The organism is Nesterenkonia haasae (assembly GCF_010119385.1).
Classification (GTDB): domain Bacteria; phylum Actinomycetota; class Actinomycetes; order Actinomycetales; family Micrococcaceae; genus Nesterenkonia; species Nesterenkonia haasae.
This window is the reverse complement of the sequence record NZ_VFIE01000020.1, coordinates 169,438-195,379: the sequence shown is the minus strand read 5'-3', so window position 1 is coordinate 195,379 and position 25,942 is coordinate 169,438. Positions and strand designations below refer to the sequence as shown.

The following is a 25,942-nucleotide window of genomic DNA, read 5'->3' as shown; positions in this document are numbered from 1 at the left end:
GGAAAGTGCTTAGTACGTTCTATAACGTTAGGCACTCACTCTGAAAGCGACCTGGGCGCAACGTCAATCCTGGCGTCGAATTTTGCGCTTAGCTGTACGCATCATTTCAGTGCAGGTTTCCGACTGGTGAGTGGGTGTCGGCCTCACATTTTAGCGACTCAGAGATGAGCAGGTCCAGAGCTGTGCAGGCCTGGTCCACGGTCGGCGGTGGGTTGGACGCATGAAGGTCAGGCACATGGACGAACGCAGCCCTGGTCCCGGAATTCTGATTGCGCAGGTGATGCAGAACCGAATACAGCACGTCATTGCACACATAGCTGCCTGCGGAGAGAGACAGCGATGCGGGTATATCGGCCGCGGTGATCCGCTCGAAGGCGGCCTTTTGGCGCAGAGTGCTGAACAGGGCAGGTTCGCCTTCTTCAGCGATCGCCTGGTCCACCGGTTGGGCACCGGCATTGTCCGGAATTCGCGCATCGCGCAGATTCAGGCCCACCCGTTCCAATCTGATGGTGTCGGTTCCTGCAGCCAACCCCACCGAGATCACCAGGTGCGGGGAGTGTTCAGAGGTGGCGTGTGTGAGGATCTGCGCTGCGGTGGCGAACTCCACCGGCAGCAGCAGCGGTATCAGCACGACGTCGCGGTGCTCTTTCTGCGCGGTGAGCTGCCTTCGCTCCGCCCGCTTCACAAGTGCGTGAATGACGTCTTGGGAGGAGTTCCGGGTCGCTCCGCCGAAAGGTTCGAAGGCGGAGATGAGCACCCGATGTAACGTTCTCGCTTCACCCATGGTTCAAGCCTCTGCGCGAACTTCCAGGAAGTCAAAGACACCCCGCTGTGCGTGGACATGTCAGTCCAAGGCACTATGAGCACCGTATTGTCATCCTGCGGGTAAGCGCGCCTAGACTGACACCATGCTGATGATGCCCCGGGATGTGTCCTCAACCCTCGAGGTTGAGGTGACCGCCAGGACCGAACTTGAGTTCCAGATTGCTGTGGCGCAACTGCCTGGGCTGACCATTGACGAATCGCTGCATATGGTGCTGGGCGACCAGAGGCTCACACCGGATGAGATCCCCGCTGGTTGTGGTGGCCGTATTCACCGTCTGCAGGTGGGCCCTGGGCGGCTTACTGTCCAGTATCGTGCTCGTATCGAGGGTCAGGCCGAACCGCTCAAGGCCCAGGAATACGACCGCTCTCGTTTCCTGCGGCCCAGCCGATATGCCGAATGCGACAAGTTCTATGGATTTGTAGCCGGTCAGTTCGATCTCTCCCGGTCCATCGAGCAGAAAATCATGGATGTCAGTGACTTCGTTGCCGCGCGGCTGAGCTACGTCCCTGGGTCCAGTGACCCCATCGACGGCGCTACGGATACCTTGCTCGCCGGCGCCGGGGTCTGCCGCGATTACGCTCACCTGGTGGTCGCACTCTTGCGGGCGATGCACATCCCGGCGCGGCTGGTGGCCGTCTACGCCCCAGGATGTGACCCCATGGATTTCCACGCTGTGGCCGAGGCCATTGTGGATGGAGAGTGGGTTGCGGTTGACCCCACCTGGTTGGCGCCGCGTCAGTCGCTGGTGCGGATCGCAACCGGCCGAGACGCTGCTGATACGGCGTTCCTCGACAACCATGATGGGGGCATCATTCTGGAGTCAGCGGTGGTTACCGCGACTGTTGACGGTGACCTCCCCATAGACCAGAACGCCGATCTCATTCCAATTCGCTAAAGCAGCCCGGGGCTCCCGATTCGGCTATACCGCACGTGCAGCAGGTGAGGGTACGACCTCCAGAAAACGGACGTCAGGAGACAGCCGGGAAGCTGCGGAGGTGATGTCCTCCATCCGGCTGCGGGGGACCAGTACCAATACGGAGCCGCCGAACCCGCCACCGATCAGTCGGGCGCCGGATGCCCCAGCCTGCACCACGGTATCCACTACCTGGTCGGCCAGAGCGAAACTGACCTCGGCGTTCTCCTTCATGGACGCGTGACCGGCTGACATGAGGTCACCGACGAGGTCTGCAGTGTTATCCACACCATGGGCATCACCATTGAGGATCCTGTGGATCTTCTCGCTGCGCAGCATTTCGGTCAGCGCATGCTTCAGCCGCCGCCGGCATGATCCCGCATCCAGTCCACCGAGATCGGCCCCGGCCTCGAGCGCGCGGTCAAACTCGTCCAGAGTCAGTTCCACGTCCGACTTCTTAGGTTTCTCTGGCAGAGCATCGCGCAGCCGGTTCACTCCAAGGGCCGATGCGGCAGCCTCAGCCTCAGCCCTGCGTGCAGAGAAACGCCCGTCGGCCAGCTGATGCGGATGCCCTGTATCGACAGCCAGGAAGCGGTAGTCCCTGAGCAGGAAGGCGATATCGGTGCGCTTGACCGTGAAGTCCCGACAGTCCAAGGAGACCAACTTGCCTTCTGCCGCCCGCAGTGACGTGGTCTGGTCCAGCCCGCCGGTGCCCGCACCGACTGCCTCCACCTCAGCCTTGACGCACACCTGCGCCAAGACGGCGCGCAGGGAGTCAGTCAGGGCCCGGGTGAGGTCATCTCCATGGTTCTCGGCTCCCAAAGGAGTTCCAATCGCCACAAAGGCCAAAGCGGCGGCACACTCCAAAGAGGCGGAGGAGGACAATCCTCCTCCGATTGGCAGTGTTGAGCGGATGAGCAGGTCAGCGCCCGTTCCGCGGTGCAGCTCAATCTCAGGGTGTTCGTCTTTCAGCTGAGCGAGCGCCCAGAGCACCCCCGAGACATACGTCGTCCAGGAGGGCGTCCCGGCGGGAGTAGGTTGGGCGGCGGCGTCGTGAATCTCCACAATGCCGGAGTCGAGTGAGGGGTCCAGAGTGCGCAGCCGCAGCACACCGTCGGTCCGCGGTGCGGCCGCCACATAGGTGCCGTGCCGTAGCGCCATAGGCAGGCATCGGCCACCGTGGAAGTCGATATGTTCGCCGTTGAGATTGGCTCTACCCGGGGCGAACCACACCCCTTCGGGGTCGTAGTTGTACACCTGTGAGAAGCGGGTAGCCAATGCCACAGAGATGGACTCGGGGTCCCCGGGCGCCAGCCAGCGGGCGGAGTTGTCACGCATAGGCTCCAATTCTGCCACTGACGAGGCGTATCCGCGCACCGCTGAACTCAACCACTAGCCAGTCGGTCCATACTGTGGTGGTGTAGGAGAGTAAGACAGCGACGACGCCACGCGCGGCTCGTCACAGAAATCGTTCGAAAGGAACCACTCATGGCAGTAGACGTTAAGTACACCGCAGAGGCGCTCGCGAGCGGCGATGGCCGCAACGGGCAGGTCAAGACTGCCGACGGGTCACTGGACCTGAAACTGGCTGCTCCCAAGGAACTGGGTGGCTCAGGTGACGGAAACAATCCGGAGGAACTCTTCGCAGCCGGTTACGCCGCCTGCTACCACGGTGCACTGCGCAAGATGGCTGGTGAGGCCGATGTGGACGTCAGTGACTCCTCAGTCGGTGTCAAGATTGGCATCGGTGGCGACGACGCCGGTGGCATGGCGCTGACCGCGACCATTGAAGTCGTCCTGCCCAGTGTGGATAAGGACACAGCTGAAGACCTTGCGCAGAAGGCGCATGACTTCTGCCCCTACTCGAAGGCCACCCGCGGCAACATTGACGTAGAAATCACCGTCTCCGACGACTGATTTCTCCTTCAAGGCGTCGCTGAACGGGACATTTCAAATTTGAAATAGTAGTCTGGGTACCCGTTCAGCGACGCCCCTAGGAGGGCCCATGAGCAACACGGAAGCTCGTCCCACCGAACAGGTGTGCATCAATGGCCCGCACACTTTCGAGCCTGATTCAGATCTACAGCACGACGTAAAATCCCGGACTCTGTCTTCACCCGCTGAGGGACAGCTCAGTCCGGGCATCACCGATACCCCAAGTGGAGTTCAGCTCTTGGAGCCCAGGCAGGTGCCTCTCGGTGGTCCGCGGGCCATGCACGTGCGACGGACTATGCCTCAACGCGCCAGGTCCCTAGTGGGGGCTTGGTGTTTCTTGGACTTCTATGGTCCCGATGACCTCACTGCGGCGACCCCCATGCGGGTCCCTCGGCATCCGCATACGGGTTTGGCCACCTGCTCCTGGTTGTTCTCCGGCCGGATTGACCATATGGATTCCGCCGGAAACTGGGCCACAGTCCGCCCCGGAGAAGTGGCCCTCATGAACGCCGGACGCGGCATCAGCCACTCAGAGTACTCCACCGCAGACACCACGGTGCTCCACGGGGCCCAGCTTTGGTATGCCTTCCCCAATGAGCACCGGTTCGTAGAACCCAGCCTCGAGACTCACAACCCCCAACCGGTCAGTGGCGAGGGCTGGGAGGTGAGGGTCTTCATCGGTGATCTGCTGGGCCACCGCTCACCTGTGAAGACATACATCCCGCTCACCGGCGCAGAAATTCGCATGGAGCCGGGCAGCACCCTCGACATAGCTGTTCCCGAAGGTCATGAACATGCTTTGCTGCGCGTCTCAGGGGCTGTCAGCTTCAATGATTCCGAGGTCCCGGTTGACCACCTGGCGGTGGTGGATCCTGGCCCGGAGGTGCTGAGGCTTCAAGCGCATGATGAGCCGGTACTGGCGCTGCTGATCGGTGGGGAACCGCTGAATGAGCAGATTGTGATGTGGTGGAACTTTGTGGGTCGGTCTCATGAGGAGGTTGCTGCCTACCGGGCGGCCTATCAGTCGGAGATGGGGTTCGAAGCCCCCGCAGATGACTCGCCTATGAAACTGAAGCTGCCCCAGGCGGCGTCGTCTGATTCACGGACTGAGCAGGCCTCGCAGCCCGATGGCACGCAGGAGGAGGTCGACGTCGCCCCCGGTGCTTTGGGTGAGCCGGTCGCCGGAGACCTGCGGGATGCGCTCGCGGGCGCGCGGTACCGCGACGGCACGCCATTCCCGCAGTTCGGGGACTTTCCTCCCGGTCAAGCGGCACCGTTGCCGGCTCCTGCGCTGCCGAACAGTCGGATGAAACCACGAGGCTGAAGCAGAGTGAGTCAGGAAGCGTGAAGGGCTCAGCCGTTGGGCAGTTCTTCAGCTATCACTCGCTGACCGATTCCGAAGGCCACGTTTGCAGCAGGCACTGAGCAGTAGATGGCCGCCTGCAAGAACACTTCCTTGATCTCATCCGAGGCCATGCCGTTGCGTAGGGCCGCCCGGATGTGCATCTCCAGCTCCTCCCAGTAACCCCCAGCGATCATCGCCGTCAGAGTAATAGCTGAGCGAGTCGTCCGTGGCAAGCCCGGGCGGTTCCAAATGCTGCCCCAGGCATAGCGTGTGATGAGTTCCTGGAAGTCCTCAGTGAAACTGTCTTTCTTGGCCTCGGCCCTTTCCACATGGGCATCTGAGAGCACCTCGCGCCGGACGCGCATGCCCTCAGCGTAGGTTTTATCCTGCTGGTTATGGTCTGGCTCAGGCATTGAGGAACTCCACAAGTAGTCGGGCGGTCTCTTCCGGCGCTTCCGCGGGAGCCAAATGCGCCACACTGTCCAATGTCACAGCCCTCACGTCAGCCCCAGCGCTGCAGGTGTTCACGATGGCGTCCGCTTCCGCAGGCGAGCACACTGGGTCTTCGGCACCATGAATGAGCAACAGCGGGCGCGCCAGATTCTTCATCTCCCCGGTGAGGTCATAACCACCCAGGGCATGGCAGGCATGAGCGTAGGAATGACGGTCTGTGTACTGCAGGGAACTGAGAATCGCGGTGCTGACCGCGGGTTTCCGGGACATGAATCCGGGGGCAAACCACCGCGCGGCGGCACCCTCTACCATTGTGGGAGTCCCCGCCCGCTCGACCAGTTCTGCGCGTTCGGCCCATGACTCGGGGGTTCCGATCTTGGCAGCGGTGCACACTGCGGACAACCGGTTGATCCGAGTGTCCTTGCGCAGCGCGAGAGTCAGTGCCACCGCACCGGCGATAGAGACACCTGCGGCCATGATGGGTGTGGTCGCAGGCACGTGATGTTCCTTGATGAGCCGGGCCAATGATGCCTCAACTGCATCGGCGAGCTCCTCCATAGTGAAGGGCGCAACAGTGGGCTCGCTGCGTCCGTGACCTGGGAGGTCCCAACCGATGACCAGAAAATCTCTCTCCAGATGCGCAATGGCGGGGCCCCACACGGCCTCAACACTGGTGCCCAGTGAGGGACCCGCAAGCAGGATTGGCCGGACGCCCGTCGCAAGCTCGGCCGGATCACCTGCCAGCAGAGTGGAAGTGATGTTCAGCGGTTCGGCCGTCATCGGATCATCCTTTCGGAGTTCGTGAGGAAGCTGTTTGCCGCGTTAAGGGAAGCGTCGATGAACTCCTGGGTGCGGCCCAGGTAGAGCTCAGGGTCCAGGAGCTGGTCCAGTTCATCGGCCGCCAGCTCGGCCGTGGTGAAAACTTTCCGAAGGGCACTCCGCAAAGGGGTGCCGGTCACAGCAGACTCAGCGAGCACGGTTTTCAGTGCCGCTGGACCCCCCGGAGTGCGGTGCCCGAGGCGACTCACGATGCGTTCGCTCAGCAGCGCATCACCGCTCTGGGCCAGATTCTGCGCCACGGCCTGCGGGAGGACCTCAAGTCCTTCGAAGAGCTCAGCACCCCGCAATGCCGCGCCGCCAGCAAGCCGGAGAAGTTCCATGAGCTGGGGCCACTCCGCCTGCCAGCCCCCATCGGGACGTTCATCGACAGCAGCTGCCGCGCTGTGGTGCAAAGTGGCGAGCGACCCCGGGGCACTCAGCGCAGCAGACCGAATCAGCGTTGACAGCACCGGGTTGCGCTTCTGCGGCATGGCAGAGGAACCACCGCGTCCGGGGCCCCGAGGTTCTCGCAGCTCACCGATTTCAGGACGCTGCAGGGTCAGCACGTCTGCTGCCGCCTTGCCCAGTGCCGCCACGACCCCTGCAAGCGCTGAGCTGATCTCAAGAATCGATTGCCGCTGAGTGTGCCAAGGCCGGGTCATCGGAGCGAGATTCAGCACCTGCGCCAACTGTTCAGTCAGTTCACCGGCGCTCGCAGTCGTGGATCCGCTCGGTTCAGCCTGTCCTAGAATGTCGACAAGAGCAGCCTGGGTACCTGCAGCTCCGCCCCATTGAAGCCTGAGACCTGCACGGGCTACCTCAAGGCGCTCGGCGCTGCGTACGACGCCGTCCAACCAGCCAGCCATGCGCAACCCCACCGTGGTGGGCAGGGCGTGTTGGGTGAGAGTCCGTGCCACACACACCGTTGCGCGGTGGTCCGCGCTGAGCTGAGAGAGTGCTGCGGCGATGCGGCGAATATCGCCGAGCACGATGTCTGCGCCCTCGCGCAGCACAATCACCAACGCGGTATCAAGAATGTCTTGACTGGTGGCAGAGCGGTGTAGGGCGTCGTCGTCGGCTTTGCGTGCAGCCAGCACCCGACGCACCTCAGCCAACAGAGGGATCACGGGGTTGCCGCCCCCGGAGGCCGCATCAGCCAAGACATCCGAACGCAGACCTGCCCCGTGCGGGTCAATGCTGATGGAGCGCACCTGCTCCGCACTGGCTTCGGAAGCCACACCGGCCTCAGCGAGCACGCCACCCCAGGCTGCCTCCACCCTCAACAGAGCAGACAGTACGGCACCATCCGCGGTGGCCCGAGCGATCTCGGTGCCTGACCACAGCGGATTGAGAATACTGCTGCCAGCTGTCATGGTTCTCCTCTGATGGGGCAGATTCAAGGTGCAGCGTTAGTCGTCGATGGGTCCAGTCACCTGCGGTGTATTCGGATATGTCAGGAACACTGTCTCATTCTCTCCCTGGAGGTGAATGTCGAAGCGCAGATTGCCCTGGTCGTCGCGTTCGCAGATCAAGGTGTCCCTCCGGTCAGCTGGCACGCTGGCCACGAGCGGATCAGCGGTGAGTGCCTGATTGTCATCCGGCAGGTAGGCGCGCGTATACAGCCGGTCCAGCAGGCCGCGGGCAAAGACGGCCACCAGGATGTAGGGGGCCGAGCCTTGACGCAGCGCTGCAGGTTCCACCGTGGTGAAGCTGTAGTGCCCATTATTGTCTACCGAGGTCCGGCCCCACCCGGTGAAGGTGTAACCATCGCGGTTCAGGGAGCCTTCCTCGCGGGGGATCCGGCCAGCCTCGTCTGCCTGCCAGATCTCGATCAGAGCGTCGGGAATTGGCGCGCCCTCACCGTCGAACACGGTCCCATGGAAGCGCACCGCCGCCGGGTGGGACCGGCTCACAAGCTGTTCGCCGCCTTCGAATGGCAGCGCGAATCCGTAGAAGGGTCCGACTGTCTGTGCGGGGGTCGGGGTCAGGTCCATGGTCACTGCTCCTCCTGCTCGGTCCATGTTCTGTTGGTGCCGCTGAGCACAATGTCCCAGCGGTAGCCGGTGTTCCATTCGTGCTGAGACACAGTGTGGTCGTACTGGGCGACCAGGCGGTCGCGGGCTGCCGGATCGGTGATCGACTGATAGATGGGATCAAGGTCGAACAGCGGATCGCCAGGAAAGTACATTTGTGTCACGATCCGCTGGGTGAACGCGGTACCGAACAGTGAGAAGTGTATGTGGGCCGAACGCCACGCATTGTGGTGATTCTTCCACGGGTAGGGCGCCGGCTTGATGGTGGTGAAAGAGTATTCACCGTTGGCGTTGGTGAGGATGCGGCCGACACCAGTGAAGTTGGGGTCTATGGGCGCCGGGTGCTGATCCCGCTTATGGATATAACGCCCAGCGGCGTTGGCCTGCCACACCTCCACCAATTGGTGAGGCACGGGATGCCCGTCAGCGTCGATCACTCGCCCGACGACGACAATCCGCTCTCCGATCGGCTCCCCGCCATGTTGGATCGTCAGGTCCGCCTCCAGCGGAGAGACATCCCGGTCCCCAAAGGCGGGACTGTGCAGCTCGATCTCTTCCGGGTCAGCATGGTGCAGGGACTTAGTGGGGTGGCGGAGCAGTGAACTGCGGTAGGGAGGAAAATTCAGCCGCACATTGGTCTCCTCGGCTCCCCCCTGAGACTTGGAGCGTTCATACTCCTGGTGCAGGGCGGAGATTTCGGCGCTGATTTCCTCCTGGGAGGCTACGGCCGCATCCGGGTTGGTGTTCATCTGACCCAATGGTTCACTCCTTAACGATGGCGCGGCGTGCTACGTCGCCGCCAATGAGATGTTGCTCACACAGTCTGTGTCTTTCAGCGCCCAAGGTCCACCACTGTTCCATTCAATGGGACGGCGAAAAGCAAGGCCAGTGGTGCGAGGGTTGCCTAGGAGGCTCACTTATCTCGAAGTGCCCTGCCGATACCCCGGGCGGCGGTCTGCAGGGCGGCGAGAAACTGCAGAAGGTCGGGCGAATCGCGAGGAACCACCACAGTCAGCGCTGCAATCGTAGTGAGCCGTGGGCCGAGAATCGGTACCGAAAGACCTGCCGTCTCCTCGTTAATGAGCCCTTTGAGAACTGAGTGACCCCGGGACCGGACATCTGTCAGCTCACGGCTCAGCTGCGGCCGTTCAGCGATTGGGTCTTGAGGTTGGCTCTGGTGCCATGCCTCGACCACTTCTGGATCCGAGAAGGCCAGCAGAACATGGCCCATTGACGTCAGGTGCGCGGGCATCGTGTCGGCTACCTCCGCCGGGTTGGCCACTGCGCCATGACGGGAGAGGCGCTCAACGATCAGCACACCCTCCTGGGTGAGGACCGACAGCTGTGTGGTCTGTTGAACTACGGAGTTAACGTCCTGCATGAAAGGCAGCGCTGCCGCCCGGAGCGTGCGACTAATGGGAGCTTGCTGAGCCAGTTCCCACAACCTTGTTCCGACGGAGACCTCACCCTCTGAGGAAATAGTGATGAGTCCGAGTTCGCGCAGGGAACTCACCAGGCGGTACCCCGTTGTTCTTGGAAGCCCCGCAGCCGATACCAGGCCCGCCACTGTGGGCGAAGACAGAGTCTCCACAGCCTCCAGCAGACGCAGGGCACGTTCGAGGACGGCTTCGCCGGAGGCTGAGTTGGCCATGACTTCAGCCTAACGCTCGGCGGTCCAGTGGACCGGATAGCAGACTGGCCCTATGACGACGTCACGACAGTAGGGTGGTCATTATGGCGAACTCACCGACAGGGGAGCCCCTGCTGGAACGTCTAGACAGAGTGCTGGACGCCTTTTCCGCTGCCGATAGTCCGCTCACCGCCGCCGAGATCTCCCGGCGTACGGGTCTTCCGCCGGCTACCGCGCACAGGTTGTGCACGGACATGGCCGCACGCGGGTGGCTTGAGGCACTGCCCGGTGGGTACATGGTGGGCGCACGGCTCTGGGAGATCACGAACCGAGCCTCCACCACTATGAAACTGACAATCCGTGCCCGCCCCTACCTCTCGGATGTGCATGCAGTGGTCGGTCATCATGTGCAGTTGGGCGTGATCGAGGATGACGAGGTGCTCTTCATCGATCGCCTATCCGGCAGAGGGGCACCTGAGATCCACGGCGGAGTGGCAGGCCGGCTCCCTTTGCATCTGTCGGCCACCGGCATCGTCCTGTTGGCATACGCGCCCAGCGACCGCCGGGAGTCGTACCGGCGCCGCCATGCTTCAGCGGTGGCTGAGGACGGTGTCGCTTTGACGGAGGAGCGCCTGGAGGATATTCGACGGCGGCGTTTCTGCGCGCAGACCGGCGCGATCGAACCCGATGTCACGGGCTTGGCAGTGCCGATCAGCCACCGTAACGGGGCGGTGATGGCGGCCCTGGGAGTGGTGACCGATGATCACGACGCGGCGACGCGACCTGGAACGTGGGCTCAAATGCTCTTGGTGGCCGCACGAGGCATTCAACGCGACGTTTCATCCCAATGGATATCTCATTGAATGAGATTCATGTGGCGTGGCTTACAGCCGGTATTCACACTTGGTGAGAGCCGCCGGACAGTGGAGCCACCCAACGACGTGAAATGAGCCAGTCAATGAGTGAGAACAGCAACCGTGTTGATGTCGGCATCGTGGGTGCCGGGCCCGCGGGTTTGATGACCGCCCTCCTGCTGAAGCGTCGCGGCATCAGCGCAGCAGTTGTGGAGCGCAGAAGTCATGCTGAGATTCACCGTACCCAGCGTGCCGGAATCCTTGAAGCCCCCACTGTGGACATGCTCGTGGACGCCGACGTCGACTCCAGAGTTCTCACTGCAGGTCATGAGCATGAGGGTACTGTGCTGAGCTTTGATGGAGTCCAGCATCGCATTGACTTCCAGAAGTTGGTTGGTCGGTCAGTGTGGCTCTATCCGCAAAACGAGGTTTTCCACGACCTGGCAACCGCATGGATTCGGGAAGGTGGGCAGATCCACTGGTCGGTGACGGATGTGGAGGTCCACGGCGTCGACTCCCACGAGCCGCGCATCACGTTCTTCGACGCTGACGGGAAGCCTGGTCAGATCGATGCGGAGCTCATCGTGGGAGCGGATGGCTCGCGCTCGATGTGCCGGAGGCTCATCCCTGAAGATGTCCGCACCGACTACTTCACGTCGTATCCTTTCGCCTGGTTTGGAATACTCTGCGAGGCGCCACCCACCGCTCCAGAATTGATCTACGCCAACTCGGAGGTGGGGTTCGCCCTAATCTCCCAGCGCAACGCGTCGGTGCAACGGATGTACTTCCAATGCGATCCTGACACTGACCCGGAAGACTGGAGCGAGCAGGCCATCTTCGACCATATCCAGCACGTCCTGGGAGGGCCGGAGGCAGTTGCTCTCAAGCGCGGCCCCATTATCGAAAAAACGGTCCTGCCCTTCCGCTCCTATGTATGCGACCCCATGACCTATGGCCGTCTGGCACTGGCCGGCGATGCCGCTCATACTGTCCCGCCCACAGGTGCCAAGGGCCTGAACCTGGCATTCTCCGACGTGCGCGCGCTGGTGCCCCGGGTAGAGGAGTTCATCAACGGGGTGAAAGAGGCCTCCGGCACCATGTCGCCGGTCCCCGTGAGTACCGAGCCGCTGCAACGATACTCACGGACCGCCTTGGACCGGGTATGGAAAGCGCAAAACTTCTCTTACTGGGTGACCAACCTGCTGCACCGGCAGCCGGATGAGGGTGAGTTCGCCCAACGACGACGACGCGGTGAATTCGACGCCATCACCGGTTCCGTCCACGGCCAGGCCTACTTCGCAGACTCCTACACCGGATGGAGCACCTCATGACGTTTTCTCGATTTCCATCATGAAACCCTCCAGGGTCGGCCCCAGATCGTCCAAATCCGTACCAATCGCGTGCACGGCTGTGAAGTGATTTGCAGCGCGAACGCGGGTAATCCTTGGAAACTGACCTCGAAGCTCAGCCATCACCTTCAACACACCCAAAAACTGGGTATGCGCATCCGGTGTGTCAAATTCGCCGACTGAGAAGAGCTGAGGCACCGGCGAATCCGCCAGGCGTTCGGCGATGTTCATCTCGATGAGCAGATCTTGATCGTCACCAAAGTAGGCCCGCACACGATCATGCCCGAATGCCTTCAGGTCATAGACTCCAGACAGGAACGATGCTGACGTAGGAAGTCTTTCTGGCTGATTGAGCCCTGGGCCTCCTACGATGTGTGTGGCGACATGCACCGCCCCAGAGGAGTCACCCACAAGGTGAACTGGTAACTCCGTTCCATCGTAGGCACGCAGGTTCGCGCGGCACCAGTCACTCACCGCTCTGACGTCTTCGGCCCCGGCCGGCCACTGTGCTTCCGGAGCGAGCCGGTGGTCCATCACGACACCAAAGCGTCCCGTCCTGGCAGCCCAAGACCCCACATTGGCATGGTATGGACTGTCCGGCCGCTGCTTTGTGCCTCCCACGAATGCCCCTCCATGAACGAAGACCACGATCCCGCGCGGGGAATTCATCCCTGGTTCGTATAGATCCAACACCTGTTCGTCTGCGCTGCCGTATTTAACGTCCTTTTGGACCTGGAATGTCCTATCGGATGCCGTTGACTTCGCGTGCAGTGGTGCCAGGAGCGTTCCGGAGGTCCTGATGGTCTGGGGGTTAACGTCGGGGCCTATGTTCTGTACAGCCTGCGCCAGCTGCTCCCAAGTCGTCACCTCGGTAGAAATATTCAGTCCCCCGCTGGAACCCATTCGACCTCACGTCCGTCTTCAGTCTCGTATGTGCGGCGGTTCGGGTCTCCCAACTCTCCCGTTTCCGGAATCTCGCCGACTTCTACCGTCGGCTCAACGACTGCTGCGCGCTCTTTTCCTGGCCACCTGAACCATTCCTCAGCATTGTCCTTAAACACAGAATTGTGCCAAGAGGCGGGGATTCGCGAGGCAATGTCCGAGATGGAATCGGTGTTCCAGGAGGGGAATCCGGAGGCAAAACACATCAACTTATCCACTCCACCGAAGGCTTCGAGAGCTCGCACTACGCGCTCGGGGCCGTCCTCTCCAGGGGCCTTGTCGAATGGCCAACTGGATATGCGGAAGCTCTCTCGAAAATATTCGCTGGGCAACTTTCGCACCCACGGCACCTCCCGCCGAAGCCCACGCCAGTTGACGTCGAGACGGAAAAACAACCCAGGTATCCATCCAACGCCCACGCCCGAGACGAAGATACGCAGGGATGGATACTTCTCCAGTACTCCCTGGACGATCATGCTCTGGACGTGCGTCATCATGGGGCTGTACGACAGAGCGGCGATTTCAGCGTAGGTCGAGGGCATTCCGCCGGCGGTGGGATGCGTCAGCGTGTCCGACGATTGGTCACCGCCCGCGTGGAACACAATCGGCAGGTCCATCTCCGCGGCCGCTTCGTAGATGGGATGATAAGCCGGATGTCCGAAAGGCTTATTCAGCCCATTTGCCGCTAGAAGCACTCCCACCATGCGATCATTCAGTCCGGCACGCCGAATCTCTTCCGCCGCCTCGAGTGGAGTTTGGTTCGGCACCATAACCAGTCCATAGAACCGGTCATCCGAAGCCAGCCAGTGATCAATGGTCCAATCGTTCATCGCCCTGGCCAAAGCGACGGCTCGATACGCGTTCGGAACACTGGGTATGAACATCCCGCGATCGAATCCCAATATTGCGCGAGAGACCTGGCCCGACTCGAATACCTGCTTGGCGGTGAACTCCGGATCAGAGGCCGGAGGTGCTGTAGGGCTGCTCGTCGTTTCGGGAAGGTAGTCACCACCTGGACGCCGATAAGGGGTTGCGGGCAATATATGCATCGCCCCTGCACCACCGGGAAGCGTATTCGGAATACCGAGCTGCTCCCGCCAACCAGCGGACATGTGGTCAGTGACCTCGAGTTGGGAGGCCCAATGATGGTGAACCGTTGCGTCGATCACGGATCCTGGCCCGCGGTCATTATTTTCGGACATTGAGACTTACTTCCTTCCGAAGTGGAGCAGAACGCGCCCACTCTCTCGCGTCGCTCGATATGTGCGCATTTTGAAGCCTGGCCACGCTGCCGATCCGTCTTCCAGGTTGAATTCCCAGCGGTGCCAAGGGCAGAGGACGACGGGCACCTCTTCTCTGGTGAGCATCGACACGTCGCCGGCGACCATCTCCGCCGAGACGTTCTGCTGCATGAAGCCCGAACATAGAGGCGCGCCCTGATGTGGACATGCGTTACGAAATGCATAAATCAGCTCTCCCCAGCGACACACGCCGAGCACCGTCCCGCCGACCTCGACACGCACGATCTCCTTATCCGGGAAGTCTTCCCACGCGCCGATATCGATTCCATTTTTCATGCGTGGACCTCCTGTTCGGAGTCAACGGGCAAGAGTCGCAACATTGATCGCGCGTTCTCCGCGAAGAGATTGGGTAGCCACTCCTTAGGCAATCGGCTTGCCACGTAGAACGGGTCGTCTGCATCCCAGTGGGGGTAGTCACTAGAGAAGCACAACAGTTGATCCATACCGCCGAAAGCTTCGAAGAACTCGATTAACTGTTCTTTGCGGGGGGTCAACTCGAAGGGCTGCGTGCTGAATTTGACGTGGTCTCGCAGGTATTCACTGGGAAGCCGACGCACCCAGTCGCTTTCCGCCCGCATTTCTTGGTGGTGAGCATCAAGTCGCCAAAAGAAGTTTGGAATCCAAGCCAACCCAGTCTCAAGCACCAGCACCTTCAGGCCAGGGAATTTTTCGAACGTGCCGTGCACGACGAAACTAGCGAGGTGAGCCAGCGTGGGCTGTTGCAGTAGCGTATGCCATTCGAGCCGCGAGCCAGGGAGGCCGCCGGCCGTGGTCTGGGCGAGACCGCCCTCAGTTTCCCCGGCGGCTCCGTGGATGATGATGGGCAGGCCTTCTTCTTCGGCCGCTCGCCAAATTGGTTCGTAGACGGGGTGGCCAAGCGGTTTGCCGAATGGATTCCACGCGATCAGGACACCGGTCACTTTAGGGTTTGGTGCCATCCGATGAATTTCTGCTGCCGCTCGTTCAGGAAGCTCTGTGGGTACCACGATCGCCGTACGCATTCGTGGGTCATACGTCAACCAAGTGCGCGCCACCCAGTCATTCATTGCAGTTGTCAGGGCAGCACTAAACTCCGGATTCCGTTGAGCGACCTCCTGACCGATGTCGAAGGTGAGATTCACGACTTCCACCGACGGGTAGCGGTCCAGGTATTGCTCCTTCATCAGCGGAAATGAGGTTCCTTTGCCGTCTTCAGGGACGGCCTCGAGGCGTTTGTTGACACCGCGATGGAAGGGGTACGTCAAACCTGCTGGCATGAGCGCTGTGGTTTTCCCCCCGGTACGTCCCGTGGCATACGATCGCCATTTTTCGGGCAGATGATCGACCACCTCTTCAGGACTGCGCCAGCGTTGGTGCACATCGACATCGATGATCGGGTGTTCAAGAGTGTTGGGATTCGCGGGCATCTGATAACCACCATATAAGATTCAATTTGCTATTTATGTAAATTAAAATAAAAGATTCGCTGATAAAGATACTCTTATAGTTCGAGACTAAGTCGTTTATCGCAGCTTCTTGAGACACAGATCATCATCGTGTCCCCCATTTGTTTCTCGAACTCTCCTAGGACGTTGTCCCGATGGTCTGGGTCGCCATCAAGAACTTCTGTTTCGCACGTTCCGCATGTGCCTTCTTCGCACGATGACGGCACATCCACGCCGGCCTCCCGAACCACCTCGAGAATCGATCTGCCCGGGGGCACTTCCAGCTCCAATCCCGATTGGGCGAGGTCGACGGTGAATGTCGAATCGTCAGTATCTGGCTCGATGGCTCGTGCATGAAAGTGCTCAGTACGGAGACGTTCAGCCAAGGCTTCGCCCATCAGTTCGCTCACTTCGTCGAGCAGTCGGTCTGGGCCGCAGGCATACACGAGTGCGCCAGCCGGGAGCTCTGCGGCGATTGTGCCGAGGTTCATTCTTGCGCCTTCGTCTGAGGCGTATAGGTGGACCCGTTGGTCATCCAGGCCGCTGAGTTCTTCGGCGAAGGCCATACCGCGTCGGCTGCGTCCTGCATAGTGCAGCTGCCACGAAACGTTCGCTGCGTGTGCGGCACGGATCATGGGGAGTATCGGCGTGATACCAATTCCGCCGGCGATGAAAACCACCTCTTCGATCTCCTCCTCGAACGCGAAATTGCTGCGAGGCCCGCGGATGTGGAGCGTGTCACCGGGGCTGAGTTCCGAATGCACGAACTTGGATCCTCCGCGACCTTCTTCTTCAAGGAGAACCGCGACTTCAACGCAGTCCGTCTGTTCCGGAGTTCCGCAGAGCGAGTATTGGCGCACGTCGCCTTGGGGCAGAACGACGTCTATGTGTGCACCGGGGGTCCATGGTGGCATAGCGGCCCCGTGTGGACTGACGAGTCGCAAGCGGCGCACACCTGATGCCACCTCCTCGATGTCGTCGACAACTACGGAGAGCTCCTGTTCAGGCATCCGTGCCTCCTAACGGCGTGAGGTCCTCAGCACGCCTTGAGTCTTCGTCTCGATGAATCACAGGTACTCCGTCGGCGGGTACGAGTGGTTCCACTGTCATCATCACCGTCGGAACGCTGGGCGAATGGGCAACGGCTTCCATGTGGCACCTAAACTATGACATCTCTCACATACAAAGTAAACTAACTATGTTCTGTAATTATGTGAACTAAAACTGCACATAGAAAGGCTGCCAGGTGTAGGTGTTCCTTGCCTGATCGGATGGCCGCCAGAGAGAGGAGTGGCGTGACACACGTCAAATTCACACTGAGGCAGCTCGACTACTTCATTGCCGCCAGCGAATTGGGAACCCTGAGTGCGGCGGCTGAACGCTGCAATGTCTCACAAGTAGGTCTGGGTGTTGCCTTGACCGAACTTGAGCGCGCAACGGGTGTTCAACTGTTTCTTCGCAAACGCGCGAAGGGAGTGATACTCACCCCAGAGGGGCGAGGTTTCTTGCCTGCGGCGCGGTCGATCATGACGCAGTCAGCCGAGCTTCAGGCCACGGTGACGTCACATATCGAGAAGGTTGCCGGTCCGCTGCGCATCGGGTGTCTCACCGGTCTCGCATCGATGATCATGCCCGACGTGTGCGAGTTATTCGCCGCCCAATACCCAGCGCTGCGCATTGAATTCAGGGACGGGTCGCAGCGTGAGCTGCAGGAATTACTCGAAAAGGGCGTAATTGACGTGGCCTTCCTCTACGAACGCGAAATCCCTGACACGCTTGATTCCAAGCACCTCATCGAGATGAAGCCCCATGTTCTCATCTCGGCAGACGATCCGCTGGCTGAGCGAACCGACGTGGTTCTCTCTGAACTTGCCCATTTGCCAAGAATTCGACTTAGCGTTTTGCCTTTGGCGCAGCCCCTTGATGGACGGGGTTCAGAACAGGGAAAGAAGAACGAAGTCTTGGAGGCTTCGAGTGTCGAACTCGTGCGGACGCTCGTGGGCCGAGGCCTCGGGTTCGCAATCCTCGCCCAAAGGTCGGCCACAAATTTCACGGCGGAGCAGCGCGAGGTGCGAACTCTCGAATTCAGAGACGACGTCCCGTCGGTTTCGGTAGTGCTTGCCTACCCGCGGGGGATGATTCTACCGAGGCGTATACAGGCGCTCATCGAGTTTGTTCATCACACGTGGTCGCATGACGAGCCCACAGCCTAAAGCCGGTGTTGGGCTGTATCTCTGCCTAGATTACTGAGGAGCAGTCAGGCACCCGACGCCGCTGAAGGTTTGGCGAGCGTCAAAAATTGTCAACTGATATACATACATTTTCTTCGGTAGTACCCAAGTATTTACGACAAATCAGGGGACTTTCGGCGAACGATGGTGCTGAATCGCCAATTTTGCCAATTAAGACGACAAACGCTTGACAACTCAATGTGATCCCAGACACACTCATGGTGCAGTGAGGGAGTAGCGGCAAGCACTCGTTCTGCGGCCGTCTAAAAACACCTAGAGGAGACAACGATGTCATCACCTACATTTGGCCAACCCAAAATTTTCTCAAGCCCAATGGGCCATCGAAAGTACCTCGCACTGTTGGGAGCTCTGACTGTTCCCTTCGCTTTGGCCTCCTGTGGAGGTGATGCGGATGGGGACGACCAGGGCGCGGAGACAGACCAAGATGACAGTGCCAATGGCGAAGACGACGCAAGTAATGGCGAACCGGTCTCGGGTGGTGAAGTCACCCAGGTGATCAGTGTTGACACCAGTACTTGGGACCCCGCTCGGCTTCCGAACATGAATCCGACGCTTAGCGCATCGCCGTTCAGCGCGGTGTACGGTCAGCTGCTGTATTCCAACGTCGAGTCCGGAGAAGTTGAACCTGGTCTTGCCGAATCGATGACCCCCAATGAGGACGGTACCGTCTGGGAATTGACGCTGCGAGACGGAGTAGAGTTCAGCGACGGCACCGCATTCGATGCTGAGGCCGTTAAAACGAACTGGGATCGCTTGGCCGACCCAGAGACGTCGGCGGTCAGCGCGCCCGCTGCTCAGAGCTTCGAATCTGAGGTCATTGATGAACTCACCCTCGAGCTCACCACCGAGGAACCGGACTTCTTCTTGGACCGGGTTGTCGCCAGCCAATTGACGTTCATTGTGTCGCCGACAGCCATGGATGAGAATCCGGACGTGTTCACGGACGACCCAGTGGGCGCCGGACCGTTTGTGCTCTCTGAAGCTGTGTCCGGTTCGCATTATGTATATACCCCTAATGAGAACTATTGGGACGAAGGCAAACCGTACCTCGACCAACTCACCATCCAAGTGATCGGTGACCGTCAACAGCAGCGGGACACCGTTTCTTCTCAGAACACTGATCTCTTCATTGCCAACGCGATGGGTGCTGAGGAGTGGATCGCTGGGACCGACATGCAGCTACCAAGTTTCGACGTGGGCGGCTCGCGGTCGATGTTCTTCAATACCGCTCGAGCTCCCTTCGACGATCCGCGTGCACGGGAGGCGATAGCTCTAGCCCTCGATCTGGAAGACATTGCGTATGCAAATGAGCCAGAAGAGGGTTCCACTTCACCGGACAGTCTCTTCGCTGAGGATTCGCCATTCTATGACGTGGACTTCGCCCTGCCCTCGCAAGACCCCGATGAGGCTCAACGTCTATTTGACGAACTGGCCGAGGAGGGCAGTCCAGTCGAGTTCTCCATTGTTGCCGGAGGTGCGGGCGGCACTCGCTCTGCTGAGCTCATTCAGTCAGAGCTGGGCGCCTACGAGAACGTCACCGTCAACCTCGACATCATCCCGCTACCCAACTTCGAGGAGCAAGTAGCATTCCGCGGTGAATTCGATCTCGCGATTCGCCCAGGCTCTATGTTCGTCAACTCACCATCACCAGGAATCGACCAGCTGCTGCGTACCGGCGGTGTCAACAACATCTCCAACTACAGTTCTGACGAGATGGACGAGCTTCTTGACGCGGTGCGCGCCGAATCGGAGGTTGAGGACCAACGCGACGCTCTGAGTGAAGTGTTTGACCTCTACCTCGAGGAGTTGCCCTGGCTGCCCTTTGGGAATACCGAGCTAGTCGTCACGCACATCCCAGAACTTGAAGGTATCGAGCTGTTCGAGGAAGGAACGGCACGATACCAAGAGTTGTACCGGACCGACTGAGCCCAAACGGCGGACTGATTTTCAACGACGACAACCAGGGATAAGCGGTTATGGTGATATTACGCGCGGTGGCAGAGAAGCTTCTGTATCTTTTGCCCGTGCTGCTGTTGGTCACTTTGGCCACGACATTACTCATAGATCTGCTACCAGGGGACCCCGCAGTCACAGTACTTGGGCTGGGAGCCACCCCTGAACAGGTAGAACGTATCAATACCGAATATGGCTTTGATCGACCCTTCTATGAGCGATACGTGACGTGGCTCTTCGGAGCGCTCACGGGGGATTTTGGTAATTCACTGGTCACGTCTCGACCGGTCTTGGCCGAAATTACAGCGCGACTACCCGTGACTATCCAACTGACGGCTATGTCCCTGGTCCTGGCTGTCGTCTTTGCCATCATTCTGGCCCTTGTGGCCGCAGTGAAGGAGGGAAGCAAATTCGATCGGATGATGGCGGCACTGGCGAGTGCGTCAATGTCAGTGCCGCCGTTCGTCGCCGCCGTCGTCCTCGTCTTCATCTTCGCGCTGGTGCTGGGATGGTCGCCGGTGGCCGGCTACAGCCCGCTGCGTGACGGTCTAGGACGCAACCTCTATTACATGGCGTTGCCGGTCATCACCATGGCGATGCTGGAGACGGGGTTCTTCTACCGAATATTGCGCGGCGACCTCGGGACGACCCTTCGGGAGGACTACATCCTCGCTGCGCGTTCAAAGGGTTTGGGGACCGGTTACATCATGCTGAGGCACGCACTGCGGCCGTCGCTGTTCTCCCTGATGGCTATGGTGGGGCTCTCTGTGGGCAGACTGCTGGGGGGCTCAGTCATCGTCGAGTACTTCTTCAGTATCCCGGGGTTGGGCCAACTACTGGTCAACTCGGTCACCACGCTGGACATCCCCGTGATTCAAGCATCTGTGGTGCTTATCGCCATTTTCTATGTACTCATCAACAGCACTGTTGACGTCCTGTACTCCGTGGTCGATCCAAGAGTGAAACTGAGGTAGTTATCCATGAGTGTCTCTGAGCCCATGACCTCACCGACTTCGCCCAGACCAGGGCGATTGCCGAAGAAGCCCCAAAGCGCGGGGTCTAGATCTCAAACAGTCATCTTTTGGCTCGCGGTGGGGTGGATGGTGGCACTGGTGCTGGCAGCCATCCTTGCGCCGGTCTTGCCGCTCCGGGACTTCGCTGATACATCAGGGGAGCGACTGGAGCCGCTAGGATCCTGGCCTGAGGTTTTGGGAACCGACATGCTCGGGCGCAGCACTCTCTCCCGCGTCATCTATGGCGCACGTGTGTCGTTGACAGTCGCCTTTCTCGCCACAGGCATGGCATTAGTCATGGGGTTGATCCTCGGCCTGTTGGCGGCGTACCTGCGTGGTGTCGTGGAACGGGTGATTGAGATTGTCGCGGCCAGCGTGCTTGCATTCCCCGCGCTGGTGCTTCTCCTTGCCTTAGTTGCTGTGCTGCCGGCTTCGATACTCAGCCTCGCCACAGCGCTAGGGATCGTCGCCACGCCGGCGTTCATTCGCCTGGTCAAAGCAAACGCCCTAGCCCAGGTGAATCGCGAGTATGTCACCGCCGCCAAAGCCTTGGGGGCCCGCGTTCCCCGAATACTCATCCGCGAGCTGCTGCCAAATACCTTTGTTCCTTTGGTGTCGCTGGTGGCAGCATCGATTGCCATCGTGATCGTGGTCGAAGGTTCGCTGAGTTTCCTCGGCTTCGGAATTCCTGCGCCGCAGCCCAGCTGGGGGGGGAGCTATTGCTGAAGGCAAGGATGTTCTCGCGAATTCTCCCCGACTGGTTCTCATTCCCTCCGTCGTCATGTTCCTCACGGTTTTTGCCTCCAACACGATTGGCGACAAGTTAAGAAGCTATCTGGATATTGGGGAGGTCAAATTGTGAGTGAGTCTTCACCGCTGCTGGACGTCAGAGGCTTGAGGTGTGTCATTCCCACTCCACGTGGGGAGGTGCAGGTGCTGTCAGGGGTTGACGTGTCCCTGGAGAAGGGGCAGACCCTTGGGCTGGTGGGCGAATCGGGCTCAGGGAAGTCGATGTTCGCACGCTCGATCATGGGGATCAGCCCACCTCACGCGAGACTTGAGGGCGAGATTAATTTCGCTGGCCAAGATCTCCTCACGCTCCCTAAGAAAGCCGCACGACGCGTGTGGGGAAAGCGCATCGGAATGGTCTTCCAAGACCCGATGACGTCCCTGAACCCGGTGGTACGTATTGGCAGACAAGTGGGAGAGGCTGCTGAGAAGCATCTAGGCCTCAGCCGGCAGCAGGCCCGGAAACGTGCGATCGACCTCCTGGAGTTGGTGGGTATTCCAGAGCCAGCCAAGCGCCACCGCAGTTATCCGCACGAATTCTCCGGAGGCATGAGGCAACGGGTCACGATTGCTATGGCACTAGCATGTGAACCCGATCTCTTGATCGCCGACGAAGCCACCACTGCTCTCGATGTGACCGTCCAGCGGCAGATTCTCGACCTGGTGAAATCAATTCAGACAGACCGACAGATGGCGATGATTCTTGTCAGCCACGACCTCGGCGTGGTGTCTGACCGATGCGACGACGTCGCCGTGATGTACGCCGGGCGCATCGTGGAAAAGTCCCCCACAGATCGACTCTTCTCGGACCATCGGCATCGCTACACTGAGGCATTGCTTCAAGCAATTCCCCGGTTCGACACACCGAAGCACAGTCACCTCGCGGCTATTGAAGGCAAGCCCCCCAACCTAGCGGCGCTTTCGACGGGCTGCCCCTTCGCTCCCCGATGCGCTCACGAAATCGACGCGTGCACCGAAGCGATGCCGCCCATGAGGAGCGCCGAGGACGAACTCCACTGGTTCGCCTGCGCAAACCCGTCAAGGAGTAAGGAGCTTCTTTCGTGACTATGACGAAAGCCGAGAACCGAGTGCCACTGCGTGTGGTGAATCTTGAGTGTACGTTCCCTACCAGGGGGGGAACGGTGCAGGCGGTGTCCGGAATCAGCTTCGAGGTCCGTCCCGGAGAGGTTCTCGCCCTGGTAGGAGAGTCAGGGTGTGGTAAATCAACCACAGGCAAAGCCATCATGCAATTGCCGCCACCCACCTCAGGCTCAGTGGAGTTCGAAGGCACGGACTTAACAAGCGTCACCGGCAGCTCACTACGGGATATACGGCGTCGTTTACAGATTATTTTCCAGGATCCAATTTCTGCTCTGAATCCCCGTAGAAAAATCAAAGACATTATTGCCGAAGGGCTGGTCATTGCAGGCGTGCCTAAGGAGGAACGCCAGAAACGGGTAGAAGTCGCTATGCGTCAGGTGGGCCTGGACCCGGCCAATGGAGAGCGCCGCCCCCGCGAGTTCTCCGGCGGACAGTGCCAGCGCATTGCTATTGCACGAGCGATCGTGGTCAACCCCACCATGCTCATCTGTGATGAACCTGTTGCCTCACTCGATGTGTCCATTCAGGCGCAGATTCTCAATCTGTTGGAAGAGACTCGGAGGACTTACGACCTTTCGATGCTCTTCATCTCCCATGATTTGGCTGTAGTCAACAGCATTAGTGACCGTGTAGCCGTGATGTATCTGGGACGCATTGTGGAAATCGGGGATGCGGATTCTGTCTATCGCCATGCCGCCCACCCCTATACGAATATTTTGCTGGATTCCGCGCCAACAGTTGGCGACGTTGTGCGCCCACCAAGCGGCCTGGAACTCAAGGGTGAGGTTCCATCGCCGCTGAACCCGCCCTCCGGATGCCGGTTCCGAACCCGCTGCCCGCGTGCGACCGCAATATGCGCTGAGCAGGAACCGGTTCTGCAAGAGGTCAGAACCGAACATCAAGTCGCCTGCCACCACCCAGTCGTGGACCCAGACCTACCGAATAATGAGAGGCCTCACGTATGAACCCCGTGGGATTCCCTGCAACGTCTGACTTTGAAGAAATTTCAGTTGAAGATCGACTCTCTATTCAAGACCAAGTGGCGCGCTATTCGTGGGCCTTTGACTCCGGGAACTTAGAGGAATACCTCGGTCGATTCTGGCCAGACGGGGTGTTGGAGCATCCCAAGCGCGACGGAACTCCTGGTCGCTTCGAAGGCCACGAGGGAATTCGGGAGTTCATTCGGGATTTCAAAGGGCGAGAGACTCAGACGTGGGGGCACCAGCACCAACTGAACACGATGCTTATGGAGCGTAAGGGACCAGAGGAGATTCAACTGAACGCTTATTGTGTGGTGTTGCGGCATGAGTTTCACCGCCCTTACTGGCCAACAGGCTCATCTTTTCGCGTGGGCACTTGGCATGCGTTGTACACGCAGCGAGACCTGCACTGGCGAATCTCGCTGCTGCAGATCCGGATGTGGACGGATGTCTCAATTGGTCAAACCGGCGTAGACGCTGTTGACCGCCCGCCGCATTCACCGGGAACACGGCAGTAGCTAGGAGAGGCACTCACCATGGAAAAGATGCCAACGGAGGATCCCCGGGTGATGGGCTTTCTTGGAAGCCCGCACATGTTGTTTATTGGTGGCAAGTGGGTTGAGCCACTTCGGGGAGAGTCGTTCACCACTGAGAATCCAGCATCAGAGATCGTACTGAGTGAAATCGCAGCGGGCGGCCCCGACGATGTGGACCGAGCTGTGGAAGCTGCGCGCAAGGCCTTCGACGACGGCCGTTGGTCTTCAGCCGCTCCTGCCGAACGCACTCGGCTGTTGCTTCGTTTGGCGGATGTGCTCGAGGCGCACGGAGACGAGATGGCAATAATAGAGAGTCTCGACAACGGCATGCCTCTCTCTAGTGCGCGACAACGGGCGCTCGTTGGGGCGGTGGAGAGCCTGCGGTACTACGCGGGGTGGGCGACTAAGCTTGTGGGTGACACTTCGACACCGTCGCAACCGGGGGAGTGGCTGGCCTACACCTTGCGAGAACCGATCGGGGTGGTGGGACTCATCGTTCCTTGGAACAGTCCGCTGCTCATGGCGGTCAACAAGCTGGCCCCAGCACTGGCTGCCGGTTGCATGGTGGTCCTCAAGCCAGCTGAGCTCACTTCGCTGAGTGCTCTGCGCCTTGTCCAGCTGGCCGAGGAAGTCGGGTTCCCGCCGGGCGTGATCAACCTTGTCACCGGTACAGGTGAACTAGCCGGCCAGCGACTCATCGAACATTCCGGTATTGACAAGATTTCCTTCACTGGTTCCACTGCTACGGGAAAGAAAATCATTAGCGCCGCTGCGGGGAACTTTAAGCGGGTGAGTCTAGAACTGGGAGGTAAGTCCCCCACTTTCATTTTTGATGACGCCGACTTGGACAAGGCCATCCCCGCTGCTGCAAACGGCATCTTCGGTCACACAGGTCAGATTTGTGCTGCTGGCTCACGTCTCTACGTTGACCAAAATGTATTCGACAGAGTCATTGAAGGCATCGCAGAATATGCCCGTGCGTTGCGTGTTGGCAACGGGATGGAACCGGAGACGGATATAGGCCCGGTGATTTCGGACGGGCAGCGCAACCGGGTGCTGAGCTACGTCGACAGTGGTCGTGAAGAAGGTGCCGAGGTCGTCATCGGGGGAGGCAGAATCGATGGCCCCGGCCACTTCGTGGAACCCACAGTGTTCGTCAATACCTCTCACCGGATGCGTGTGGTGCGGGAGGAGATCTTCGGCCCGGTCCTGTGCGCGGCGCCGTTCGACGAGGCCGACACAGTCGATTCGCTGGCTGACCGCGGCAACGACACCGACTATGGGCTCTCGGCCGCTGTCTGGACGCGCGACATAAGCCGCGCTCACCGGCTTGCCCGCCGGCTCAAGGCAGGAACCGTCCGCGTGAATACACCACTGGGTGTTGACTACTCGATGCCTTTCGGAGGTTTCAAGCAATCCGGCTGGGGGCGAGAAAATGCGCGGACAGGCGTTGAAGCGTACACCGAACTGAAGTCCGTTTTCGTGGGGCTTTGA

26 protein-coding genes are annotated in these 25,942 nt (G+C 59.8%); 13 read left to right on the top strand and 13 right to left on the bottom strand.

The annotated features are described in order from the left end of the window. Positions 1 to 106: 106 nt before the first annotated feature. Complete coding sequence (locus tag FH975_RS09475) at positions 107 to 784, bottom strand: pyroglutamyl-peptidase I family protein (protein ID WP_162321159.1); 678 nt, start codon at positions 782 to 784, stop codon at positions 107 to 109. A gap of 124 nt (positions 785 to 908) precedes the next feature. On the opposite strand from FH975_RS09475, the gene FH975_RS09470 reads away from it, so the two are divergent. Continuing rightward, entirely contained in the window at positions 909 to 1,721 is an 813-nt protein-coding gene (locus tag FH975_RS09470) for a transglutaminase-like domain-containing protein (protein WP_162321158.1), read from the top strand. Positions 1,722 to 1,745: 24 nt separating this feature from the next. On the opposite strand, the gene FH975_RS09465 is transcribed toward FH975_RS09470, so the two are convergent. Beyond that, a complete protein-coding gene (locus tag FH975_RS09465; protein ID WP_162321157.1) occupies positions 1,746 to 3,077 on the bottom strand; it encodes a galactokinase in 1,332 nt (443 codons plus the stop codon). Positions 3,078 to 3,227: 150 nt separating this feature from the next. Between FH975_RS09465 and FH975_RS09460 the strand changes: the two genes are divergently transcribed. Together FH975_RS09460 and FH975_RS09455 are read left to right on the top strand one after the other, a co-directional pair. Further along, positions 3,228 to 3,656 carry an organic hydroperoxide resistance protein gene (locus FH975_RS09460; RefSeq protein WP_162321156.1) on the top strand — a complete coding sequence of 143 codons (429 nt, stop codon included), beginning with the start codon at positions 3,228 to 3,230 and terminating at the stop codon, positions 3,654 to 3,656. Positions 3,657 to 3,744: 88 nt separating this feature from the next. After that, positions 3,745 to 4,998 (top strand): pirin family protein, encoded by a 1,254-nt coding sequence (locus FH975_RS09455; RefSeq protein ID WP_162321155.1) that lies wholly within the window; start codon positions 3,745 to 3,747, stop codon positions 4,996 to 4,998. A gap of 29 nt (positions 4,999 to 5,027) precedes the next feature. On the opposite strand, the gene pcaC is transcribed toward FH975_RS09455, so the two are convergent. From pcaC to FH975_RS09425, 6 genes are all read right to left on the bottom strand, one after another. Further along, positions 5,028 to 5,432 carry a 4-carboxymuconolactone decarboxylase gene (pcaC, locus tag FH975_RS09450; protein WP_162321154.1) on the bottom strand — a complete coding sequence of 135 codons (405 nt, stop codon included), beginning with the start codon at positions 5,430 to 5,432 and terminating at the stop codon, positions 5,028 to 5,030. After that, the gene (locus tag FH975_RS09445; RefSeq protein WP_162321153.1) at positions 5,425 to 6,252 is read right to left on the bottom strand and encodes an alpha/beta fold hydrolase; all 828 of its coding nucleotides are present in this window, start codon (positions 6,250 to 6,252) and stop codon (positions 5,425 to 5,427) included. The genes pcaC and FH975_RS09445 overlap by 8 nt, the downstream gene beginning before the upstream one ends. Next, positions 6,249 to 7,664, bottom strand: a complete 1,416-nt coding sequence (locus FH975_RS09440) for a lyase family protein (RefSeq protein WP_162321152.1) — start codon at positions 7,662 to 7,664, stop codon at positions 6,249 to 6,251. The genes FH975_RS09445 and FH975_RS09440 overlap by 4 nt, the downstream gene beginning before the upstream one ends. Before the next feature lie 36 nt (positions 7,665 to 7,700). After that, positions 7,701 to 8,285 (bottom strand): protocatechuate 3,4-dioxygenase subunit alpha, encoded by a 585-nt coding sequence (pcaG, locus tag FH975_RS09435; protein WP_235928627.1) that lies wholly within the window; start codon positions 8,283 to 8,285, stop codon positions 7,701 to 7,703. A 2-nt stretch (positions 8,286 to 8,287) separates the two neighbouring features. Next, positions 8,288 to 9,073 carry a protocatechuate 3,4-dioxygenase subunit beta gene (pcaH, locus tag FH975_RS09430; protein ID WP_202923155.1) on the bottom strand — a complete coding sequence of 262 codons (786 nt, stop codon included), beginning with the start codon at positions 9,071 to 9,073 and terminating at the stop codon, positions 8,288 to 8,290. A gap of 164 nt (positions 9,074 to 9,237) precedes the next feature. After that, complete coding sequence (locus FH975_RS09425; protein ID WP_162321149.1) at positions 9,238 to 9,975, bottom strand: IclR family transcriptional regulator; 738 nt, start codon at positions 9,973 to 9,975, stop codon at positions 9,238 to 9,240. An 83-nt stretch (positions 9,976 to 10,058) separates the two neighbouring features. On the opposite strand from FH975_RS09425, the gene FH975_RS09420 reads away from it, so the two are divergent. Continuing rightward, on the top strand, positions 10,059 to 10,817 hold the full coding sequence (locus tag FH975_RS09420; protein ID WP_162321148.1) for an IclR family transcriptional regulator: 759 nt from the start codon (positions 10,059 to 10,061) through the stop codon (positions 10,815 to 10,817). A 95-nt stretch (positions 10,818 to 10,912) separates the two neighbouring features. Then, a complete protein-coding gene (locus tag FH975_RS09415; RefSeq protein ID WP_235928626.1) occupies positions 10,913 to 12,139 on the top strand; it encodes a 4-hydroxybenzoate 3-monooxygenase in 1,227 nt (408 codons plus the stop codon). Here the strand turns inward: FH975_RS09415 and FH975_RS09410 are convergent. The 5 genes from FH975_RS09410 to FH975_RS09390 all read right to left on the bottom strand — a co-directional run bounded on the left by FH975_RS09410 (position 12,134) and on the right by FH975_RS09390 (position 16,834). Continuing rightward, positions 12,134 to 13,060 carry an alpha/beta hydrolase gene (locus FH975_RS09410; protein WP_268896710.1) on the bottom strand — a complete coding sequence of 309 codons (927 nt, stop codon included), beginning with the start codon at positions 13,058 to 13,060 and terminating at the stop codon, positions 12,134 to 12,136. The two genes, FH975_RS09415 and FH975_RS09410, sit on opposite strands and share 6 nt — an antisense overlap. Next, complete coding sequence (locus FH975_RS09405; protein ID WP_162321145.1) at positions 13,039 to 14,301, bottom strand: amidohydrolase family protein; 1,263 nt, start codon at positions 14,299 to 14,301, stop codon at positions 13,039 to 13,041. Before FH975_RS09405 ends, FH975_RS09410 begins: the two co-directional genes overlap by 22 nt. A 6-nt stretch (positions 14,302 to 14,307) precedes the next feature. Continuing rightward, a complete protein-coding gene (locus FH975_RS09400) occupies positions 14,308 to 14,676 on the bottom strand; it encodes a Rieske (2Fe-2S) protein (RefSeq protein ID WP_162321144.1) in 369 nt (122 codons plus the stop codon). Further along, entirely contained in the window at positions 14,673 to 15,806 is a 1,134-nt protein-coding gene (locus tag FH975_RS09395; RefSeq protein ID WP_162321143.1) for an amidohydrolase family protein, read from the bottom strand. The genes FH975_RS09400 and FH975_RS09395 overlap by 4 nt, the downstream gene beginning before the upstream one ends. Positions 15,807 to 15,880: 74 nt before the next feature. Beyond that, positions 15,881 to 16,834, bottom strand: coding sequence for a PDR/VanB family oxidoreductase (locus tag FH975_RS09390; protein WP_162321142.1), 954 nt, complete (start codon positions 16,832 to 16,834; stop codon positions 15,881 to 15,883). A 285-nt stretch (positions 16,835 to 17,119) separates the two neighbouring features. Here FH975_RS09390 and FH975_RS09385 point away from each other — a divergent pair, with 285 nt between their 5' ends. The 8 genes from FH975_RS09385 to FH975_RS09350 all read left to right on the top strand — a co-directional run bounded on the left by FH975_RS09385 (position 17,120) and on the right by FH975_RS09350 (position 25,942). Next, positions 17,120 to 18,037: a LysR family transcriptional regulator gene (locus tag FH975_RS09385; RefSeq protein WP_162321141.1), complete on the top strand. Its 918-nt coding sequence runs from the start codon at positions 17,120 to 17,122 to the stop codon at positions 18,035 to 18,037. A 306-nt stretch (positions 18,038 to 18,343) separates the two neighbouring features. Beyond that, positions 18,344 to 20,002, top strand: coding sequence for an ABC transporter substrate-binding protein (locus FH975_RS09380; RefSeq protein WP_162321140.1), 1,659 nt, complete (start codon positions 18,344 to 18,346; stop codon positions 20,000 to 20,002). Positions 20,003 to 20,070: 68 nt separating this feature from the next. Further along, positions 20,071 to 21,003, top strand: a complete 933-nt coding sequence (locus FH975_RS09375; protein ID WP_202923154.1) for an ABC transporter permease — start codon at positions 20,071 to 20,073, stop codon at positions 21,001 to 21,003. Between the two features lie 6 nt (positions 21,004 to 21,009). Beyond that, on the top strand, positions 21,010 to 21,768 hold the full coding sequence (locus FH975_RS09370) for an ABC transporter permease (RefSeq protein WP_162321138.1): 759 nt from the start codon (positions 21,010 to 21,012) through the stop codon (positions 21,766 to 21,768). 132 nt (positions 21,769 to 21,900) lie between these two features. Beyond that, positions 21,901 to 22,896, top strand: a complete 996-nt coding sequence (locus FH975_RS09365; RefSeq protein WP_202923153.1) for an ABC transporter ATP-binding protein — start codon at positions 21,901 to 21,903, stop codon at positions 22,894 to 22,896. A gap of 2 nt (positions 22,897 to 22,898) precedes the next feature. Then, positions 22,899 to 23,897 carry an ABC transporter ATP-binding protein gene (locus FH975_RS09360; RefSeq protein WP_162321194.1) on the top strand — a complete coding sequence of 333 codons (999 nt, stop codon included), beginning with the start codon at positions 22,899 to 22,901 and terminating at the stop codon, positions 23,895 to 23,897. Continuing rightward, the gene (locus tag FH975_RS09355) at positions 23,894 to 24,430 is read left to right on the top strand and encodes a nuclear transport factor 2 family protein (RefSeq protein WP_162321137.1); all 537 of its coding nucleotides are present in this window, start codon (positions 23,894 to 23,896) and stop codon (positions 24,428 to 24,430) included. Before FH975_RS09360 ends, FH975_RS09355 begins: the two co-directional genes overlap by 4 nt. Before the next feature lie 18 nt (positions 24,431 to 24,448). Next, complete coding sequence (locus FH975_RS09350; RefSeq protein WP_162321136.1) at positions 24,449 to 25,942, top strand: aldehyde dehydrogenase family protein; 1,494 nt, start codon at positions 24,449 to 24,451, stop codon at positions 25,940 to 25,942.

What these genes read in the sequence shown, in the direction of transcription:
- FH975_RS09475 (WP_162321159.1), bottom strand. Translation starts at nt 784, where the DNA reads ATGGGTGAAGCGAGAACGTTACATCGGGTGCTCATCTCCGCCTTCGAA.
- FH975_RS09470 (WP_162321158.1), top strand. Translation starts at nt 909, where the DNA reads ATGCTGATGATGCCCCGGGATGTGTCCTCAACCCTCGAGGTTGAGGTG.
- FH975_RS09465 (WP_162321157.1), bottom strand. Translation starts at nt 3,077, where the DNA reads ATGCGTGACAACTCCGCCCGCTGGCTGGCGCCCGGGGACCCCGAGTCC.
- FH975_RS09460 (WP_162321156.1), top strand. Translation starts at nt 3,228, where the DNA reads ATGGCAGTAGACGTTAAGTACACCGCAGAGGCGCTCGCGAGCGGCGAT.
- FH975_RS09455 (WP_162321155.1), top strand. Translation starts at nt 3,745, where the DNA reads ATGAGCAACACGGAAGCTCGTCCCACCGAACAGGTGTGCATCAATGGC.
- pcaC (WP_162321154.1), bottom strand. Translation starts at nt 5,432, where the DNA reads ATGCCTGAGCCAGACCATAACCAGCAGGATAAAACCTACGCTGAGGGC.
- FH975_RS09445 (WP_162321153.1), bottom strand. Translation starts at nt 6,252, where the DNA reads ATGACGGCCGAACCGCTGAACATCACTTCCACTCTGCTGGCAGGTGAT.
- FH975_RS09440 (WP_162321152.1), bottom strand. Translation starts at nt 7,664, where the DNA reads ATGACAGCTGGCAGCAGTATTCTCAATCCGCTGTGGTCAGGCACCGAG.
- pcaG (WP_235928627.1), bottom strand. Translation starts at nt 8,285, where the DNA reads ATGGACCTGACCCCGACCCCCGCACAGACAGTCGGACCCTTCTACGGA.
- pcaH (WP_202923155.1), bottom strand. Translation starts at nt 9,073, where the DNA reads ATGAACACCAACCCGGATGCGGCCGTAGCCTCCCAGGAGGAAATCAGC.
- FH975_RS09425 (WP_162321149.1), bottom strand. Translation starts at nt 9,975, where the DNA reads ATGGCCAACTCAGCCTCCGGCGAAGCCGTCCTCGAACGTGCCCTGCGT.
- FH975_RS09420 (WP_162321148.1), top strand. Translation starts at nt 10,059, where the DNA reads ATGGCGAACTCACCGACAGGGGAGCCCCTGCTGGAACGTCTAGACAGA.
- FH975_RS09415 (WP_235928626.1), top strand. Translation starts at nt 10,913, where the DNA reads ATGAGTGAGAACAGCAACCGTGTTGATGTCGGCATCGTGGGTGCCGGG.
- FH975_RS09410 (WP_268896710.1), bottom strand. Translation starts at nt 13,060, where the DNA reads ATGGGTTCCAGCGGGGGACTGAATATTTCTACCGAGGTGACGACTTGG.
- FH975_RS09405 (WP_162321145.1), bottom strand. Translation starts at nt 14,301, where the DNA reads ATGTCCGAAAATAATGACCGCGGGCCAGGATCCGTGATCGACGCAACG.
- FH975_RS09400 (WP_162321144.1), bottom strand. Translation starts at nt 14,676, where the DNA reads ATGAAAAATGGAATCGATATCGGCGCGTGGGAAGACTTCCCGGATAAG.
- FH975_RS09395 (WP_162321143.1), bottom strand. Translation starts at nt 15,806, where the DNA reads ATGCCCGCGAATCCCAACACTCTTGAACACCCGATCATCGATGTCGAT.
- FH975_RS09390 (WP_162321142.1), bottom strand. Translation starts at nt 16,834, where the DNA reads ATGCCTGAACAGGAGCTCTCCGTAGTTGTCGACGACATCGAGGAGGTG.
- FH975_RS09380 (WP_162321140.1), top strand. Translation starts at nt 18,344, where the DNA reads ATGTCATCACCTACATTTGGCCAACCCAAAATTTTCTCAAGCCCAATG.
- FH975_RS09370 (WP_162321138.1), top strand. Translation starts at nt 21,010, where the DNA reads ATGAGTGTCTCTGAGCCCATGACCTCACCGACTTCGCCCAGACCAGGG.
- FH975_RS09360 (WP_162321194.1), top strand. Translation starts at nt 22,899, where the DNA reads ATGACGAAAGCCGAGAACCGAGTGCCACTGCGTGTGGTGAATCTTGAG.
- FH975_RS09355 (WP_162321137.1), top strand. Translation starts at nt 23,894, where the DNA reads ATGAACCCCGTGGGATTCCCTGCAACGTCTGACTTTGAAGAAATTTCA.
- FH975_RS09350 (WP_162321136.1), top strand. Translation starts at nt 24,449, where the DNA reads ATGGAAAAGATGCCAACGGAGGATCCCCGGGTGATGGGCTTTCTTGGA.